This window comes from Streptomyces sp. NPDC017095 (assembly GCF_044332325.1).
Classification (GTDB): Bacteria; Actinomycetota; Actinomycetes; order Streptomycetales; family Streptomycetaceae; genus Streptomyces.
The window spans coordinates 47,667-64,738 of record NZ_JBIROU010000027.1 but is presented as its reverse complement, the minus strand read 5'-3'; the positions used below and the strand labels follow the sequence as shown (position 1 = coordinate 64,738).

Sequence of the window (17,072 nt, the reverse complement as noted above, 5' to 3'; positions counted from 1 at the left end):
CACCTCGCGGCGTTGTCGTCGGTTGCCATGGCTCCGCCATGGCGCCCTCCTCCGCCTTGCGATGCACGGCACCAGGCCCCGCTCCCTGATCCGGCCTGATCCAAACGAAAGACCCTAGAGCGACGAGCGCGGGGCAATCAGGGACGGGTGCGGGGCCGGTCCGCCCGGGCGGACCGGCCCCGCCGTTCCTCTTCCACGACTTCGACTTCCACGAGTTCTCCGACGCTCCTGCGGCTCTTCCCGGCTCTCGCCCGGGTTCCGCTACGGCCGGGGGTCCAGTGGCCGGGAGGCGGTCTTCGCCGCCGTGCCGGCGCAGATCAGTCCGAGGACGAGGGCCAGGGCTCCGATCACGACGTTGTTGATGACGACGCCCATGTCCGGGCGGCGGCCCACGATCCACGGGGCGATGATCATCCAGACGCCCAGGGCGCACATGGCCCAGCTCAGGCCGTACATGCGCTCCGGCGCCCGGGTGAATCCGAGGGCCAGCAGGCCGATCGCTACGCCCACGATCAGGTTGTGGGTGACGAGGGCGGGCTGGCTCGCCGTGTAGTGCAGGATCCACGGGGACGCGGCGCAGTACACGCCGAGCAGGAACACCGGCCCGTCCACGAGCGCCACATCGCGGCCGCCGAGGACGCGGGCGTAGCGATCCCGCATTTCGGAGACATCGGGGTGGCTCGATAGGTCACCCCTGTGCAAGTTGGCCATAGTCGTCTCCTTCGACTTCGCCGACCGGACCGCGGCCGGTCCGTTGCGCGGCAAGCGCCACAGAGTCCAGTTTGCTCTTATTTCTTCCTTATGTGTAGGTCTGGAGCGTGCTCAGCGGGGGAGCCGGGCCTGCCGGAACCGGGCCAGCCCTTCGGCGAGACCGACGACCGGCTCCGGGTAGGCGGCCGCACACTCCCGGTCCGCGCCCCGCAGCTTCCACGGTTCGTGCACCGCCGGGCCCGGCACACCCGCCAGCTCGGGCACCCAGCGCCGTACGTACGCGCCGTCCGGGTCGTACCGCCGGCCCTGGGCCACCGGGTTCAGCACCCGGTTCGGGCGGGAGTCCGTGCCGGTGCCCGCGACCCACTGCCAGTTCAGCTGGTTGTTGGCCACGTCCCCGTCGACCAGCAGGTCCAGGAAGTGCCGGGCCCCGACGCGCCAGTCGACGTACAGCGTCTTGGCCAGGAAGGACGCCGTCAGCAGCCGGGCCCGGTTGTGCATCCACCCTTCGTGGCGCAGCTGGCGCATCGCCGCGTCGACCACCGGATAGCCCGTACGGCCCTCCCGCCAGGCCTCGACGTCCGCCCGGGCCGTCCGCGCGGACCGCCACCGGTCGTGCCGGGTGCGGTAGTCGGCGACGGCCGCGTCCGGCCGCGCCGCGAGCACCTGGCGGTGGAAGTCCCGCCAGGCGACCTGCCGGACGAACGCCTCCGCGCCCGGACCGCCCGCCCGGCGCGTCCGCCGGACCAGCTCGACGGCGGACACCGTGCCGAAGTGCAGGTGCGGCGAGAGCCGGGAGGTGGCGTCCCCGGCCAGGTCGTCGTGCCGGTCCTCGTACCCGGCGACACCCGAGCGCAGCCAGTCGGCGAGCCGCGCCCGCCCGGCGGTCTCACCGCCCTCGGGCAGCCCCGGCGAGAGTTCGGCCGACGCCACCCGGGACGGCAGGTCCTCCGACCCGATGCCGGCGGGCACCGGAACCGCGCGCGGCGCGCGCAGCACCTCCCGCAGCGGCTGCCCCGACCACCGGCGGTAGTACGGCGTGAAGACCGCGAAGTGGTCCGAGGAGGCCGGGGTCAGCGCGCCGGGCGCCACCGCCGAGGTCACCGTCTCGTGTACGCGCAGCCGCCGCCCGGCGGCCTCCAGCGCGTGCCGCAGCCGCCGTTCGCGCCGCCCGGCGTAGGCGCTGACGTCGGCCGCCATGTGCACCTCGTCGGCGTCCGCCTCCGCGGCCACCGCGCAGACCTGCTCGACGACGTCCCCGGAGCGCACGACCAGCCGCCCGCCCCGTTCGCGCAGCCCGCCGTCCAGGTCCCGCAGGCAGTCGGCGAGGAACGCGAGCCGGTTGGGCACCGCGAACCCCGCGTCGGCCACGCCCCGGTCGCGCACGAACAGCGGGACGACCGGGCCGCCGCCGTCCAGCGCCGCCCGCAGCGGCGGATGGTCGTGCAGGCGCAGGTCGGCGGTGAACAGGACGACCGGGACGGACATGGCGGGTCTCCGGGGGAAAGGGAGGGACGGGGGCGCTTCCAGGTCGGTCTGCGACAGGAGTTGACGGGTCCTCTGGTCTGCGGGTGCCCGGTGTGCGGCGGGGCGGAGGGTCAGCGGGCAGGCCCGGGATGCTGCCGGGCCGCCGCCCGGGCGATGTTGCGGGCCATGCCGCCGAAGACGACCGCGTGGAAGGGCGACACACCCCACCAGTAGATGTGGCCCAGCAGCCCGCGCGGATGGAACAGGGCGCGCTGGCGGTACCGGCTCCGCCCCTCGCCGTCCGGTTCCGCGCACATCTCCAGCCAGGCCAGCCCCGGCAGCCGCATCTCCGCCCGCAGCCGCAGCAGCCGGCCCCGCTCGATCTCCTCCACCCGCCAGAAGTCCAGCGAGTCGCCCGCCCGCAGCCGTTCCGCGTCCCGCCGGCCCCGGCGCAGACCGACCCCGCCCACCAGCCGGTCCAGCCAGCCGCGCGCGCTCCAGGCCAGCGGGAAGGAGTACCAGCCGTGCTCGCCGCCCACGCCCTCGATCACCCGCCACAGCGCGGACACCGGCGCCTGCACCACCGCCTCGCGGTGATCGGTGTACAGGCTTCCGCCGGACCAGTCCGGGTCGGTGGGCAGCGGATCGCTGGGCGCGCCCGGCACCGCCGCGGAGGACCAGCGGGTGCTCACCCGCGCCTCGCGCACCCGGCGCAGGGCCAGCCGCACCGCCTCGTCGAAGCCGAGCGGATGCCCCGGCGGATCGGGCACGTACCGGGCGATGTCGTGCTCGCGGCAGACCACCTCGTGGCGCAGCGATTCGGTCAGGGGCCGCGCGATGGGCGCCGGCACGGGCGTGACGAGACCCACCCAGTGGCTCGACAGGCCCGGCGTGAGGACCGGCACGGACACGATGAGCCGCCGGGGCAGCCCCGCCACCCGCGCGTAGCGGACCATCATCTCCCGGTACGTCAGGATGTCCGGGCCGCCGATGTCGAAGGTACGGTGCACCGTTTCCGGCAGCCCCGCGCAGCCGACCAGCAGCCGCAGCACGTCCCGTACGGCGATGGGCTGGATCCGGGTGCGCACCCAGCTCGGCGTGACCATCACCGGCAGCCGTTCGGTGAGATAGCGCAGCATCTCGAAGGAGACCGAGCCCGAGCCGATGATCACCGCGGCGCGCAGCGCGGCCGTCGGCACGCCCGAGGCCAGCAGGATGCGGCCGACCTCCACCCGGGACCTCAGGTGCGGCGACAACCGGTCCTCGGGCACCCCGGCCGGCGCCAGACCGCCGAGGTACACGATGCGCCGCACCCCGGCCGCCTTCGCCCGTTCCCCGAAGATCCGGGCGGCCCGGCGGTCGGTCTCCTCGAAGTCCGCGCCGCTGCCGAGCGCGTGCACCAGGTAGTACGCCACGTCGACGTCCCGCATCGCCGCGGTGACCGAGCCGGCGTCCGTGACATCGCCCCGCACGACCTCCACCGCGTCCGCCCACGGATGGTCGCGCAGCTTCTCCGGGGAGCGGGCCAGACAGCGCACCCGGTGGCCGGCGGCCAGCAGCTCGGGCACGAGCCGGCCGCCGATGTAGCCCGTGGCCCCGGTCACCAGGCAGCGGAACCCGTCCGCCGAGTCGTCCTGCCGCATCGCTCGCAGCTCCTTTGTGTCGCCGGTCCCCTGGGGACACTTCCCGCCGGGGCGGGCGAGCGGACGGGGTCGTCACCGGAACGGGCGTACCGCGGGGGGCCCGGCCGTGGCGGAAGAGTGGTGCGGAGGGGTCCGGCGACCGTGGTGAGGGACCCGGAGCCGGACGCGTTCCTCGGTGAGAGGTCCGGAGCCGGACGCGTTCCTCGTGGTGGCCGACGCGCGGGTGGAGGACGGCCGGACCCGACGGCCGCCCGGCGGCCCCGCCCCGCCCCGGGCCGCGGCGGCCGGACGGCCCGCCCGCACCGCCGCCGAACACGCCCCTGACGTGCGGAGGTTCACCAGGCTCGCGGTCACGGCCCCCGGCAGCGCGCCGGTCCGCGATACGAGACCCGCCGGGATTTCCTTGACGCCTCTCACCGGCTGCTGCCACGATCAACGACATGACGATGCGACTGGACCTCACGCGGCGACGCCATGTCGATCTCGCACGCGTCTCCAGCGCCGTCTGTCGCGCCGCGGTCTGATCCGCCGCCCTTCTCCTCCTCTCCTTCCCTTCCCCTCCGGGCCTCCGGCACCCCGCGCTCCCCGTACGTCCGCGTACCGGGCGCCGTGTGCCCGACGTCCCGTCGAGCGGTCGCGCGGCAGGAGTCCCGCGTGCGCGAGCCCGGCTCGGCGGCGCACTCCTCCCGATCGCGTTTCCTCCCGGACGCCCGCCCCGCCACGGCTGTCCGGCGCACCCCAGAAACGAGGCACCCATGGCCACCGTCCTGTCCGTCTCCGGCAGCCCCTCCGCCTCCTCGCGCACCGGCCGTCTGCTGCGCCACCTGGACCAGCGGCTCATCGCCCAGGGCCACGACGTGATCCCGCTCGACGTCCGCGCCCTCCCGCCCGAGGCCCTGCTCGGCGCGGACTTCCGGCACCCGGCCATCGTCGAGGTCACCGAGCTGTTCGCCCGCGCCGACGGCGTCGTGGTCGGCACGCCCGTCTACAAGGCGTCGTACTCCGGGGTCCTCAAGGCGCTCCTGGACCTGCTCCCGCAGTACGCGCTCACCGGCAAGACCGTGCTGCCGCTGGCCACGGGCGGCTCCACCGCTCATGTCCTGGCCATCGACTACGCCCTGCGGCCGGTGCTGAACTCCATGGGTGCCGCACACATAGTCCAGGGCTGGTTCACCCTCGACAAGGACATCTCCGTACGGGAGGACGGCTCGCTGACCGTCGCACCCGCCACCGCGGAGGCGCTGGCGCAGGTGGTGGACCAGTTCGCCGCGGCCCTGGACCGCACCCCGCTGCTGGCGGCGGCGAGCTGACCAGGCGGCGGCCCCGGCCTTCTCCTCCCCCCACGGACGCAAGCGATCGGAGACCCCGTGTCCCTCACCTTCCACTGGTTCCTGCCCACCAACGGCGACAGCCGCGATGTCGTCGGCGGCGGCCACGGCACCCCGGTGACCGCCTCCGGCCGCGACCGGCCCCCGACGGTCGGCTACCTGAGCCAGATCGCCCGGGCCGCCGAGGACCTGGGCTTCGTCGGCGCGCTCACCCCGACCGGTGCCTGGTGCGAGGACGCGTGGCTGACCACCGCGATGGTCAGCCAGCACACCGAACGGCTGAAGTTCCTGGTCGCCTTCCGGCCGGGCTTCCTCTCGCCGACCCTCGCCGCGCAGATGGCGGCCACGTTCCAGCGGCAGAGCGGCGGACGGCTGCTGCTCAACGTCGTCACCGGCGGCGAGAGCCAGGAACAGCGGGCCTACGGCGACTTCCTCGACAAGGACGACAGGTACCGCCGTACCGGTGAATTCCTGCACATCGTCCGGGACTTGTGGGAGGGCAAGAGCGTCGACCTGCACGGCGAGCACCTGCGGGTGGAGGGGGCGCGGCTCACCCGGCCGCCCGAACCGGTGCCCGAGGTGTACTTCGGCGGGTCCTCACCGGCCGCCGTCGCGGTCGCGGCCCGGTACGCCGACGTGTACCTCACCTGGGGCGAGCCGCCCGCGCAGGTCGCCGAGAAGATCGCCCGGGTCAGGGAACTGGCCGAGGGGCACGGCCGTATACCCCGCTTCGGGATCCGGCTGCACGTCATCACCCGGGACACCGCGGAGCAGGCCTGGGCGGAGGCGGACCGGCTGCTCGCCGGCTTCGACCCGCACACCGTGCGCACCGTGCAGGAGGGCCTGGCCCGCAGCGAGTCCGAGGGCCAGCGGCGCATGCTGGAACTGCACGGCGGCAGCCGGGACGGCCTGGAGATCCACCCCAACCTGTGGGCCGGCATCGGACTGGTGCGCGGAGGCGCCGGGACGACGCTGGTCGGCAGCCACGACGAGGTCGCCGAGCGGATCAAGGAGTACCACGCCCTCGGCATCGACGAGTTCGTCCTCTCCGGCTATCCCCACCTGGAGGAGGCCTACTGGTTCGGCGAGGGCGTCCTGCCCCGGCTCGCCGCGCAGCGCCTGTGGGCGCACCCCGGCACGACGGCGGCCCGCCCGTCCGCCGTGACGCCGTTTGTGAGCTGAACACCACGCGCCGGCGGGCCGGGGTTTCCTCCCGCCCGAACGGGGCGCGGTCACGGCCGGTCCTCCCCGGGCGCGGGCCGCTCCTCAGCCGTCCTGTTCCCCGGCGTCCGCCGGCCCGGCGCCCAGGGCCCGAAGCTGCGCCTCGCGCGACTCGGCCGTCTGCCCCTGCACCAGCAGGAACAGCGCTTCCCGCGCGAGCCGCTGGGCGCGGGAGGCCAAGGACATCGCACGGCCGCCGCCGGCCACCACCGCCGCCGTGGTGGCCGTGCGCAGTACCTCGAACGCCTCCGCGCGCACCGCCAGCCGTTCCCGCACCCACGCCTGCGGCAGCGCCGGTCCGGCACCGGTCCGCGGCACCGGCCGGTCGGCCAGGTCGTAGGCCCTGCGGCGGACCTCGGCGAGGCGGGAGCGCAGCGGGGCGGCGGCGGTGTCGTCCAGGAGGGACAGCGCGGCCTGGGCCACGCCGAACACCGCCGGGTTGGCGTGCAGCGTCCTGACCCGGTCGCCGGCGGCCCAGCGGTCGTACGGCAGGTGCAGCGCCACCGCCTCCTCGGGCAGCCACAGGCCGTCCAGCTCCAGCGACACCGTGCGCGCGGCGGTCAGGGCGGCCAGCCGCATCGGCGGTGAGGCCCGCAGCCCCGGCTGCTCACGGGCGTCGGCGAAGGCGAACAGCACCTCGCCGGAGTCGGTGGCCCCGGCCAGCAGCAGCACGTCGTTCAGCCCCCAGCCGGTGTACCAGGGCACGGTCCCGTCGAACCGCCAGCCGCCGTCCTGCCGCCGGACCCGCACCGGGCGGCGCGGATACGCCCGCAGCTGCGCGTACGCCACCCCGGCCAGCAGCTCGCCCCGGGACAGCGGGCCCAGCAGCCGGTCCCGCACCGGGCCTTCGCCGCGCGTCAGGGTCTGCACCGGCGTGTGGTGCTGGGTCTGCACGAACCACGTCGCACAGCACGCTCCGGCCAGGATCTCCGAGGTCTCCCGCAGCACGGCGACCGGTGCCCCCGCGCCCCCGTGGTCCGCCGGCGCGACGACCCCGAGCAGCCCCGATCGCTTCACCGCCTCGATATGGCTCGCGGGCACCCCCTCCCGGTCCACCCGCTCGGCCTCGGGCAGGAGCAGTTCGGTGGCGAGCCGGCGGGCGCGGACGACGAGCGGATGCGAGGTGGAATCCATGCGGACGATTCTTCCCCGCGTCCGGTTCCCGGTCCCGCACGGACCGTTCCCGCGCGTCCGGCCCGCGCCGCGAGGTGACGCTCGTCACCCGGCCGGCTGTCCGGAATGAACTTGAGGACATGAAAGGTTGGCATATGCATCTGACCGACCACCGCACCGCGGGCCGCCCAGGTCCGCGCACCCCCAGCGAGGCACCGTGAACCACCCCCTGCCCGAGCGGCCCGCCGACGTCGTGGCCCGGCTGCGCGCCACCTTCCGCACCGGCCGCACCCGGTCCGCCGACTGGCGCACCGGCCAGCTGCGCCGGCTGCGCGCCCTGCTCACGGAGAGCGGCGCCGACCTCGCCGCCGCCCTCCGCGCCGACCTCGGCAAGAGCAGCACCGAGGCCTATCGCACCGAGATCGACTTCACCGTCCGGGAGATCGACCACACCCTGGAGCACCTGGCGGACTGGCTGCGCCCCGAGCCCGCGCCCGTCCCGGCACACCTGGGCGCCGACGCCACGGCCTGGACGCAGTACGAACCGCTGGGCGTCGTCCTCGTCATCGCGCCCTGGAACTACCCGGCGCAGCTCCTGCTCGCCCCCCTGGTCGGCGCGCTGGCCTCCGGCAACACGGTCGTCGTCAAGCCCAGCGAGCTGGCCCCGGCCACCTCCGCCACGCTGGCCCGGCTGATCCCGGCCTACCTGGACACGGACGCGGTCGCCGTCGTCGAGGGCGGGGTCCCGGAGACCACGGCCCTGCTGGCCGAGCGGTTCGACCACATCTTCTACACCGGCAACGGCACCGTCGGCCGTGTCGTCATGCGGGCCGCCGCCGAGCACCTCACCCCGGTCACCCTCGAACTCGGCGGCAAGTCACCGGTGTTCGTGGACCGCGGCACCGACCTCGACGTGGTCGCGGACCGGCTCGCCCGCGGGAAGTTCCTCAACGCCGGCCAGACCTGCGTCGCCCCCGACTACGTCCTGACCGACCCGCAGACCGCCCCGGCCCTGGAGGCGGCGCTCGTCCGCGCGGTCGAGGGCCTGTTCGGCGCCGACCCGGCGCGCTCGCCCGAGTACGGGCGGATCGTCAACGAGCGGCACTTCGACCGGCTGTCCGGCCTGCTCGGCTCCGGGCGGGTCGCCGTCGGCGGCGTCGGGAACCGGGCGGACCGCTACCTCGCGCCGACGGTCCTCGCGGACGTCGACCCCGGGTCGCCGGTCATGCGGGAGGAGATCTTCGGCCCGATCCTGCCGATCGTCACCGTGCCCGGCCTGGACGAGGCGATCGGGTTCATCAACGACCGCGACAAGCCGCTCGCCCTGTACGTCTTCAGCGAGTCGGAGGAGACCCGCGCGCGCATCGCCGCCGAGACCTCCTCGGGCGCCCTCGGCCACGGCCTGCCCCTCGCCCATCTGACCGTCTCCGACCTGCCGTTCGGCGGGGTGGGGGAGAGCGGCATGGGCAGCTATCACGGCCGCTACTCCATCGAGACGTTCAGCCACCGCAAGGCGGTCCTGGCCAAGCCGCTGAGCTGAGCCGCCGCTCGCGGCCACCCGGGGCCGGCCGCGAGCGGGCCGGGTCCGGCGGCGAACGGGCCGGGTCCGGCGGCGAACGGGCCGGGTCCGGCGGCGAACGGGCCGGGTCCGGCGGCGAACGGGCCGGGTCCGGCCGTACGGGCGCCGGGCCCGGCCGCCTTACGGCCGCGGGGAGTCCGTCGCGTGGTCCGGGCGCGAATGACCGGTCCCTCCCCTTGGACGGCTTTCCCGACCGCACGCGAAGACGGGGCGAGGAACCTCCCGTGACCGACGCCAAGGACGAACGCCGGCCGGCGAACTCGAAGCGAGCGTCCTGGCCGCGCTCTGGGCCGCACGCACCCCCCGGACCCCCGGCCAGGTCCAGCTCGGCCTCGCACCCGGCCTCGCCCGGACGACGGTGACGACCGTCCTGGCCCGGCCCAGCCGGCCCGCCTGCCGGGCGGCGCGGGCGACCGACTGGGCGCCGGGGGCGGCGCTCTGCACGCCAAGAGCGTGATCGACCGGCGGCGCGAAGGCCGGGGCTACGCCTGCTTCCCCGTCCGGGACGTGCAGGACGCCCACGGTCTCACCGCCCGCCGGATGCACAGCGAACTCGACCGGGACAGCGACCGCGAGACGGTCCTCGCCCGCTTCATCGCCCAGCTCGGCCCCGACGACGAGTGCGTCCTGCGTGACCTGCTCGCCTCCGACGGCCGCTGACGGCCCCGCCCGGCGACCGATGACCGCCCTGCTCCTGCTCCCGCTGCCGTTCGCGCTGCCGCCGCTCGTCCGCCGCGCCGTGGACCGGCCGACCCCGGCCGCCGCGCTGTGGTCCGTCGCCGGCCGCGCGGTCCTCCTGGCCGGCTGCTCGGCGGTGGCCCTCGGCGTGCTCCTCCTGCTCGGCCTGCTGAAGCTGCCGTTCTTCGCCGCGCTCGGCGAACTGGTCCACCCGCTGCGCACCGCCCCCGCCGGCTTCGCGGTCCCGGCCGCGCCGTCTCGGCCGGCCTGCTCCTGCACGGCGGAGGGACCCTCGCCCGCGCGGCCCTGGCGGAGGCCCGGGCCTTCCGCGCGGCCCGCGCCGAGGCCGGCCGCCGGCCCGCCGCCGGCGACCTGTGCGTGATCGACTCGCCCCGGCCCGACGCCTGCGCCCTGCCCGGCCGCCCGCACCGGATCATCGTCACCACGGCCTGCTGCGCAGCCTGGACGGTCCCGAGCGGGAGGCGCTGCTCGCCCACGAGCGGGCGCACCACGCGGGCGGCCACCACTACGCCCTCGCCGCCGGACTCGCGGCGCACCGCCATCCCGTGCTGCGCCGGGTCCGCGCCGCCGTCCGCCTCGCGGCCGAGCGCGCCGCCGACGAGGCCGCCGCCGCCTCGGTCGGCGACCGCGCGCTGACCGCCCGCGCCATCGCCCGCGCGGCGCTCGCCGCCCAGGCCGCCGGGACCACCCGGCCCGCCCGCCCCGGCTTCGCGCCCGGCGCGGCCACCGGCCCGGTCCCGCAGCGCGTCCGGGCCCTGCTCGCCGCCCCGGGCCCGCCGCCGGGCGCCCGCCGTGCCGTGGGCGCGCTGCTCGCCGCCTGCGCCGTCCTGTCCTGCGCGGCCTCGGCCACGGCGACGGCCGACGTCCACCACCGGCTGGAGATCGCCCAGGGCGAGGAGACGGCCTGACGGTCCCGCCCCGACGGGCCCGCACCACACGGCCGTACCCGCACTCCACCGCTTCCGCCACGCCCTGCGCGCACCGCCGCTCCGCCCTCGTGTGACGCGCGTAGAAACAGGACTGGCGTCCCGGTAGTTTTACGTATAACCTCACCGGCTAACCACCCCCGCACCGGAAGGCCGCCATGCGTCGCGTCGCCCTGGTCACCCTCGTCGTACCCGACTACGACGAGGCGATCCGCTTCTACACCGAGGCCCTCGGATTCCGCCTCGCCGAGGACGCCCCGCGTCCCGACGGCTCCCGCTGGGTCGTCGTGGAGCCCGGCGACGGGCCCGGCACCGGACTGCTGCTGGCCCGCGCCAAGGACGCCGGCCAGCGCGCCCGGATCGGTGACCAGACCGGCGGACGCGTCGGCTTCTTCCTGCACACCGACGACTTCGCCCGCGACCACGCCCGGATGACCGCCGCCGGCGTGACCTTCCTGGGGCAGCCGCGCCACGAGCCGTACGGCACGGTCGCCGTCTTCCAGGACCTGTACGGCAACCGCTGGGACCTGCTCCAGCCCGCCGCCTGACCCGCCCGGAACCACCGCTGAGGAAAGCCCCTGCCATGACCGCGCCCCGCATCGACACCGAGACCCTCCGCCGGCTGCCCAAGGCCGTCCTGCACGACCACCTCGACGGCGGCCTGCGCCCCGCCACCGTCGTCGAACTCGCCGACGCGGCCGGCCACACGCTGCCCACCACCGACCCGGCCGAACTGGCCGCCTGGTACGTCGAGGCCGCCGATTCCGGCGACCTGGTCCGCTACATCGCCACCTTCGAGCACACCCTCGCCGTCATGCAGACCCGCGAGGGCCTGCTGCGCACCGCCGAGGAGTACGTCCTCGACCTCGCCGCCGACGGCGTCGTCTACGCGGAGGTGCGCTACGCCCCCGAGCTGCTGCTCGCCGGCGGCCTCACGCTGAACGAGGTCGTCGAGTCCGTGCAGGAGGGCCTGGCCGCCGGCATGGCGAAGGCGGCGGCGGCCGGCACCCCGGTCCGGGTCGGCACCCTGCTGTGCGGGATGCGCATGTTCGACCGGGTGCGCGAGGCCGCCGGTCTGGCCGTCGCCTACCGGGACGCCGGTGTCGTCGGCTTCGACATCGCCGGCGCCGAGGACGGCTTCCCGGCCGCCGACCACCTCGACGCCTTCGCGTACCTGCGCCGCGAGAGCGTGCCGTTCACCATCCACGCCGGCGAGGCGCACGGCCTGCCCAGCATCCACCAGGCGCTCCAGGTGTGCGGCGCCCAGCGCATCGGCCACGGCGTGCGCCTCACCGAGGACATCGTGGACGGCAAGCTGGGCCGCCTCGCGTCCTGGGTGCGCGACCGCCGCATCGCCCTGGAGATGTGCCCCACCTCCAACCTCCAGACCGGCTGCGCCACCTCCATCGCCGAGCACCCCATCACCGCCCTGAAGGACCTGGGCTTCCGGGTCACGCTGAACACGGACAACCGCCTGGTGTCCGGTACGACGATGACCCGCGAGATGTCCCTGCTGGTGGAGCAGGCCGGCTGGACCGTCGAGGACCTGCGCACCGTCACGGTGAACGCCCTGAAGAGCGCGTTCCTGCCGTTTGACGAGCGCAAGGCCCTCATCGAGGACGTCGTCCTGCCGGGCTACGCCGCCGCGCTCTGAACCAGTCCGCTGAGGTAGGCGGCCTGTCCGACGTGCTGGAGGTCGTCGGACAGGACGCTGACCAGGCGCACGCCCAGAGTGACCGGGGGGTCCCAGCGCTCGTCCACGACGCGTTCCAGGTCCTTGGCGGCGAGCGTGCGCAGCGCGCCGAGGGTCTGCTCGTGCACGGCGTCGTAGTACCCGGTCAGCAGGCCGGCCGACTCCACCCGCACCTTCGCGACCTTGGCCGGGGTGTGCCCATAGCCCGTGTCGTGCCGGGGCAGGTCCAGCCCGAACCGCTTCTCCCAGCCCTGCGCGAGCCACACCTGGTCCAGGTCGAAGGCGTCGGCGATGTGGTCGTCCTGGACCCGGGTGAGGTGCCAGACCAGCCAGGCGACGGAGTTGGCGTCGGGGGCCGGGCGGTGGTGCAGGGCGTCCGGGCCGAGCCCGTCGAGGGCGGCGTGGACTTCTTCCTGGATGCGGCCGTAGCCGTCGATGAGGATGTCCTTGGCATGCATACGTCCACCATCGCAAACCACCGCCGCTCACGCGTCCGGAACCCGGCAGCAGCTCCGCTGCCGCGGCGGTTATCGGATGATCCGGGTGCGTCCCGACGGCTCGGCAAGGCTCCCGCGAGGCGTCAGGTTCCCGTTTCCAGCAGGGTGACCAGTGCCCGGGCGGCCGGGCTCGTGGCCCGCTCCGGCGGCAGCAGGGCCACCGTCTCGTACGCCGTCTCGGCCGTGCCCTTCAGCGGCAGCGCCGTGAGCGACGGCCGTTTGTGCCGGAAGTGCCGGGGCACGACCGCGATGCCCAGGTTCTCGTCCACCAGGTCCAGCAGACTGTGCACGTCGTTGACCTCCAGCGCGACCGTGCGCCGGATGCCGGCCGCGGTGAACGCCGCGTCGGTGGTGCGGCGCGGGCCCCAGTCCGGGTGGAAGTCGACGAAGACCTCGCCGGCGAGGCCGTCCGGGCCGAGCACGGCCGGGGCCGAGGCGAGCCGGTGGCTGGGATGGCACAGCACGGTCATCGGCTCGCCGGCCAGGGAGACCGAGCGCAACTGGTCGGTGTCGGCCTGGGTGCGGTAGGCGAAGGCCAGGTCGAGCCGCCCGGCCGCGACCTCCTCCGCCAGCTCGCCCGAGCCGGCCTGCCGCAGCCGGATCTCCACGTCCGGGTGCCGGCCCCGGAAGGCCGCCAGCAGCCGGGCCACGTCCACCCCGGCGATGCACTGCTCGGTGCCGAGGGCCAGCGTGCCGCGCAGCACCCCCTGCACCGCCGCCACGGCCTCGTGCGCCGCCCGCACCTGCGCGAGGATCCGCTCGGCCTCGGCCAGCAGCGCCCGGCCCGCCTCCGTCAGCGTCACCCGGCGCGTGGTCCGTACGAACAGCGGCGCCCGCAGCTCCCGCTCCAGCGCCCGGATGGACGCCGACAGGCCGGACTGGGACACCATGAGGCGTTCGGCGGCCCGGGTGAAGTGCTGGTCCTCGGCGACCGCCACGAAGTGCTGGAGATGGCGCAGTTCCATGATTGAGAACCCTAGCCGCTGAATTCCATCGGATTCTTCTGTTGGACCACTGCCCGGCGCCGGGGGAAGAGTGGAACCGGTAGATCCGTGCCCACCCCTCATGGAGTCGCGTTGTACACCGCACACCCCGACCGCTACGCCGACATGCCCTACCGGCGCACCGGACGCAGCGGCCTGAAGCTGCCGGCCCTGTCGCTCGGCCTGTGGCACAACTTCGGCCCGGACCGTCCCGTCGAGACGCAGCGGGCCATCCTCCGCCGCGCCTTCGACCTGGGCGTGACCCACTTCGACCTGGCGAACAACTACGGCCCGCCGCCCGGCGCCGCCGAGTCCGCGTTCGGCGCGGCACTCAAGGAGGACTTCGCCCGCTACCGCGACGAGCTGGTGATCTCCACCAAGGCCGGCTACCGGATGTGGTCCGGGCCGTACGGCGAGTGGGGCTCGCGCAAGTACCTGCTGTCCTCGCTCGACCAGAGCCTGGCGCGGATGGGCCTGGAGTACGTCGACATCTTCTACTCCCACCGCCCCGACCCGGACACTCCGCTGGAGGAGACGATGGGCGCGCTGCACTCGGCGGTGCAGCAGGGCAAGGCGCTGTACGTCGGCGTCTCCAACTACTCCGCCGAGCAGACCCGCGAGGCCGCCCGCATCCTCGCCGGGCTCGGCACCCCGCTCCTCATCCACCAGCCGCGCTACTCGATGCTCGACCGGCGCCCCGAGGACGAGGGCCTGCTCGACGCCCTGGACGAACTCCAGGTCGGCTCCATCGTCTACTCCCCGCTGGAGCAGGGCCTGCTCACGGGCCGCTACCTCGACGGCATCCCCGAGGACTCCCGGGCCGCGAGCGACAGCCCGTTCCTGGACTCGGACGCGGTCACCGAGGACCTGGTCGCCCGGCTGCGCGCGCTCGACGAGGTGGCCGGCTCCCGTGGCCAGAGCCTGGCCCAGCTCGCCCTGGCCTGGGTGCTGCGGGCCGGGCGGGTGACGTCGGCGCTGGTCGGCGCGAGCAGCGCGCGCCAGCTCGAGGACAGCGTGGCGGCCATCCGCAACCTGGAGTTCGACGCCGGGGAACTGGCTCGGATCGACGCCATCGTCAAGCAGTGACCTCCCCGGCGCCGGCCCCCCGCCTGACGGGCCTGGCCTGACGGCCACCGTTGACAGACCTGGCTTGACAGCCCCCGCCTGACGGGCCTCGCTCGACGGCCAGCCACCGTCTGACGGCGCCGTCCCCTGCGCGCCGTCCGGCGGGGGACAGTCCGCCCCCGCACGAGCCCGCCCGCTCCCGCACGAGCCCGCCCCCGCACGAGCCCGGCCGCCCGCCCAGGGTGGCCGGGCTCACGCGTGCGGCGGCTCCTCACGCGCCGGACGGCACCCGGTCGAGGAAGCCGAGCACGGAGCGGATACGGCCGTCCGCGTCCAGCGTGAGCACGTCCGAGCCGGCCACCGGCGCGGACCCGTCGGCCTCGCTCACCAGCTCCCAGGAGAAGCGCGCCGTGTGGTGGTGGCCGTCCACGGCGCCGAGGGGCCGGAAGACGAAACCGGGGAACTGCTCGTGGACGGCGGCGATCACGGCCGCGATCTCGTCGTGCCCGCGCACGTCGGCAAGCGGGTCGGTGTATCCGCCGTCCTCGGACCAGGCGGCGGCTACCGCCTGCGCCGGCTGCCGCGGGCCGGTCGCGTTCCAGGCGTCGAAATACCGGGCCACGGCGGTCGCGTAACGGTCGGTGGTCACGTCACGGTGAGTGGTCGCGGACATGGGAGATCAGCCTCCGTCGAAGGATCGTTACTGGTCAGGAACCGGACGCGGCCTGCGGCGACCCGGTGGGTCCACCCTGCCCGGCGCGGTCGCGGCCCGTCGATTACCCCGGAGGTCATGGCCGGGCCCCTCGGAGCCGTCGCGGAGCCGCAGGATTCCGGCCAGCGGGCGCGCTGAATATGCCAACAGACTGGCCGGAAAGACATGGTGACAGTGATTCAGCGGTGAACATACTCGTCTGTGCGGCCTTCACTTCCAGCGAAGGCCCGATCACCCACCGCACATGAGCCGCACCGAGAGCGAGGCCCGCCGACTGGCGAACGCCGCGGACGGGGGAGGGCGCATGCACGACGAGTTCCTGTGCCATGTCACGGCGTACGGTGTCTGCGGCGGACGGCGTATCGGCGTGCCCCTCGGCACCTACCGGGCTCCTACGCTCGCCCTCGCCCTGTGGTGGCTGCGCGACCGCGCGAGCTGGATCGCGGACCGGCTCGACCCACGGCCCGAGACCGCGCACTTCCCGCCGAACGCGCTCGTGCCGGTCGCCGACACCGTGCCCGACGTACCCGCCGTGCTGCGCGCCTGGTGCGGCGATCCGGACCGGCAGGAGCTGGTCGCCGACGAGCTGGCGGCGGGCAGGCTGGTGCGGATCGTGACCGGCGACGAGACCACCGAGTACGAGCTGCTCGCCGAGTCCGTCGACGCGCTGCGCATGCAGCGGACCATACCGGGGCTGGTCCTTCCCGTAGCCTGACCGGCGGCCCGGCCGCGTCTTGGTGACACTCACCACTGTGTGCCGCCGACGCGCGGTTCGGGTGGACTGGAGGCCCCGACTCGGGGTACGAGGACTGGTGCACCATCGACCGGCCGGACCGGGTATTCGAGAGAGACAGCATGACGGAGCATCTGGGCGGGGCAGTGATACCGAGTGGTTTCGACGTACCCGTGGAACCGCTGCGCCGCGCCGCGCACTACACCGGCGACCCCGGCTGCATCGCCGAGGCCCGTGCCTTCGCCGCCCAGTTCCTCCAGCAGTTGCGGACCGAGTGGTGCGCCACCGCCGACAGCCGTGCCGACGGCGAGCTGCTGCTGCTGGTGAGCGAACTGGTCACCAACGCCGACCGGCACAGCAGCGGCCCGTACATCCTGGAGCTGGAGGGCACGGGCACCTCGGTCGCGGTGTCCGTGTACGACAGCAGTACGGCGCTGCCCCGCAGGTTCCCGAAGAATCCGGAGCGCGTCGGCCGGCACGGGCTGGAGATCGTGCACGCGCTGGCCTCGGAGGTCACCGTGGAACGCGTCCCCGTGGGCAAGCGGGTCCGGGCCGTCTTCCCGCTGAACCGCTGATCCGTCGAGAACACAAACGTCGCCCCGCCGAGAAGCGCTCCACACCGTCGCCCCCTCGCGCCGGCGAGGACCGCTGTACGGCTCCCGGTCGCCGGAGGATGCCGGGGGAGCCGGGGGAGGCGCTTCC

General features: G+C 74.7%; 16 protein-coding genes and 2 pseudogenes. 11 read left to right on the top strand and 7 right to left on the bottom strand.

The features are described from left to right. Positions 1-261: 261 nt before the first annotated feature. From ACH4OA_RS33435 to ACH4OA_RS33425, 3 genes are all read right to left on the bottom strand, one after another. Positions 262-711 (bottom strand): SPW repeat protein, encoded by a 450-nt coding sequence (locus ACH4OA_RS33435; protein ID WP_397947456.1) that lies wholly within the window; start codon positions 709-711, stop codon positions 262-264. 111 nt (positions 712-822) lie between these two features. Continuing rightward, positions 823-2,199 carry a cryptochrome/photolyase family protein gene (locus tag ACH4OA_RS33430; RefSeq protein ID WP_397937527.1) on the bottom strand — a complete coding sequence of 459 codons (1,377 nt, stop codon included), beginning with the start codon at positions 2,197-2,199 and terminating at the stop codon, positions 823-825. 110 nt (positions 2,200-2,309) lie between these two features. Then, positions 2,310-3,821, bottom strand: a complete 1,512-nt coding sequence (locus tag ACH4OA_RS33425; protein ID WP_397973160.1) for an SDR family oxidoreductase — start codon at positions 3,819-3,821, stop codon at positions 2,310-2,312. A gap of 440 nt (positions 3,822-4,261) precedes the next feature. On the opposite strand from ACH4OA_RS33425, the gene ACH4OA_RS33420 reads away from it, so the two are divergent. The 3 genes from ACH4OA_RS33420 to ACH4OA_RS33410 all read left to right on the top strand — a co-directional run bounded on the left by ACH4OA_RS33420 (position 4,262) and on the right by ACH4OA_RS33410 (position 6,331). Further along, positions 4,262-4,345 (top strand): putative leader peptide, encoded by an 84-nt coding sequence (locus ACH4OA_RS33420; RefSeq protein WP_397947607.1) that lies wholly within the window; start codon positions 4,262-4,264, stop codon positions 4,343-4,345. Positions 4,346-4,576: 231 nt separating this feature from the next. Further along, on the top strand, positions 4,577-5,131 hold the full coding sequence (ssuE, locus tag ACH4OA_RS33415) for an NADPH-dependent FMN reductase (protein ID WP_365882425.1): 555 nt from the start codon (positions 4,577-4,579) through the stop codon (positions 5,129-5,131). Positions 5,132-5,188: 57 nt separating this feature from the next. Next, a complete protein-coding gene (locus ACH4OA_RS33410; protein ID WP_397937530.1) occupies positions 5,189-6,331 on the top strand; it encodes an LLM class flavin-dependent oxidoreductase in 1,143 nt (380 codons plus the stop codon). 84 nt (positions 6,332-6,415) lie between these two features. Here ACH4OA_RS33410 and ACH4OA_RS33405 read toward each other — a convergent pair whose 3' ends face one another. Then, complete coding sequence (locus tag ACH4OA_RS33405; protein ID WP_397973157.1) at positions 6,416-7,504, bottom strand: acyl-CoA dehydrogenase family protein; 1,089 nt, start codon at positions 7,502-7,504, stop codon at positions 6,416-6,418. 196 nt (positions 7,505-7,700) lie between these two features. Here ACH4OA_RS33405 and ACH4OA_RS33400 point away from each other — a divergent pair, with 196 nt between their 5' ends. The 5 genes and pseudogenes from ACH4OA_RS33400 (at position 7,701) to ACH4OA_RS33380 (ending at position 12,341) form a co-directional block, all read left to right on the top strand. Next, positions 7,701-9,023, top strand: coding sequence for an aldehyde dehydrogenase family protein (locus ACH4OA_RS33400; protein ID WP_397937534.1), 1,323 nt, complete (start codon positions 7,701-7,703; stop codon positions 9,021-9,023). Positions 9,024-9,336: 313 nt separating this feature from the next. Next, a pseudogene (locus tag ACH4OA_RS33395) lies at positions 9,337-9,722 on the top strand (BlaI/MecI/CopY family transcriptional regulator). 19 nt (positions 9,723-9,741) lie between these two features. Further along, positions 9,742-10,669: pseudogene (locus ACH4OA_RS33390) on the top strand (M48 family metalloprotease). A 176-nt stretch (positions 10,670-10,845) separates the two neighbouring features. Then, entirely contained in the window at positions 10,846-11,235 is a 390-nt protein-coding gene (locus ACH4OA_RS33385) for a VOC family protein (protein ID WP_397973154.1), read from the top strand. Positions 11,236-11,270: 35 nt separating this feature from the next. Continuing rightward, positions 11,271-12,341: an adenosine deaminase gene (locus ACH4OA_RS33380; RefSeq protein ID WP_397973151.1), complete on the top strand. Its 1,071-nt coding sequence runs from the start codon at positions 11,271-11,273 to the stop codon at positions 12,339-12,341. Here the strand turns inward: ACH4OA_RS33380 and ACH4OA_RS33375 are convergent. Together ACH4OA_RS33375 and ACH4OA_RS33370 are read right to left on the bottom strand one after the other, a co-directional pair. Then, a complete protein-coding gene (locus ACH4OA_RS33375; protein WP_397973148.1) occupies positions 12,323-12,838 on the bottom strand; it encodes a DUF664 domain-containing protein in 516 nt (171 codons plus the stop codon). The genes ACH4OA_RS33380 and ACH4OA_RS33375 overlap by 19 nt on opposite strands. A gap of 122 nt (positions 12,839-12,960) precedes the next feature. After that, entirely contained in the window at positions 12,961-13,842 is an 882-nt protein-coding gene (locus ACH4OA_RS33370; RefSeq protein WP_365877146.1) for a LysR substrate-binding domain-containing protein, read from the bottom strand. Between the two features lie 111 nt (positions 13,843-13,953). On the opposite strand from ACH4OA_RS33370, the gene mgrA reads away from it, so the two are divergent. Further along, positions 13,954-14,946 (top strand): L-glyceraldehyde 3-phosphate reductase, encoded by a 993-nt coding sequence (gene mgrA, locus ACH4OA_RS33365; RefSeq protein ID WP_397937539.1) that lies wholly within the window; start codon positions 13,954-13,956, stop codon positions 14,944-14,946. 250 nt (positions 14,947-15,196) lie between these two features. On the opposite strand, the gene ACH4OA_RS33360 is transcribed toward mgrA, so the two are convergent. Then, complete coding sequence (locus ACH4OA_RS33360) at positions 15,197-15,598, bottom strand: nuclear transport factor 2 family protein (RefSeq protein ID WP_397937541.1); 402 nt, start codon at positions 15,596-15,598, stop codon at positions 15,197-15,199. Positions 15,599-15,941: 343 nt separating this feature from the next. On the opposite strand from ACH4OA_RS33360, the gene ACH4OA_RS33355 reads away from it, so the two are divergent. Both ACH4OA_RS33355 and ACH4OA_RS33350 read left to right on the top strand, forming a co-directional pair. Beyond that, a complete protein-coding gene (locus tag ACH4OA_RS33355; protein ID WP_365877181.1) occupies positions 15,942-16,352 on the top strand; it encodes a hypothetical protein in 411 nt (136 codons plus the stop codon). Positions 16,353-16,492: 140 nt separating this feature from the next. Further along, positions 16,493-16,945: an ATP-binding protein gene (locus tag ACH4OA_RS33350; protein WP_365877153.1), complete on the top strand. Its 453-nt coding sequence runs from the start codon at positions 16,493-16,495 to the stop codon at positions 16,943-16,945. Positions 16,946-17,072 lie beyond the last annotated feature (127 nt).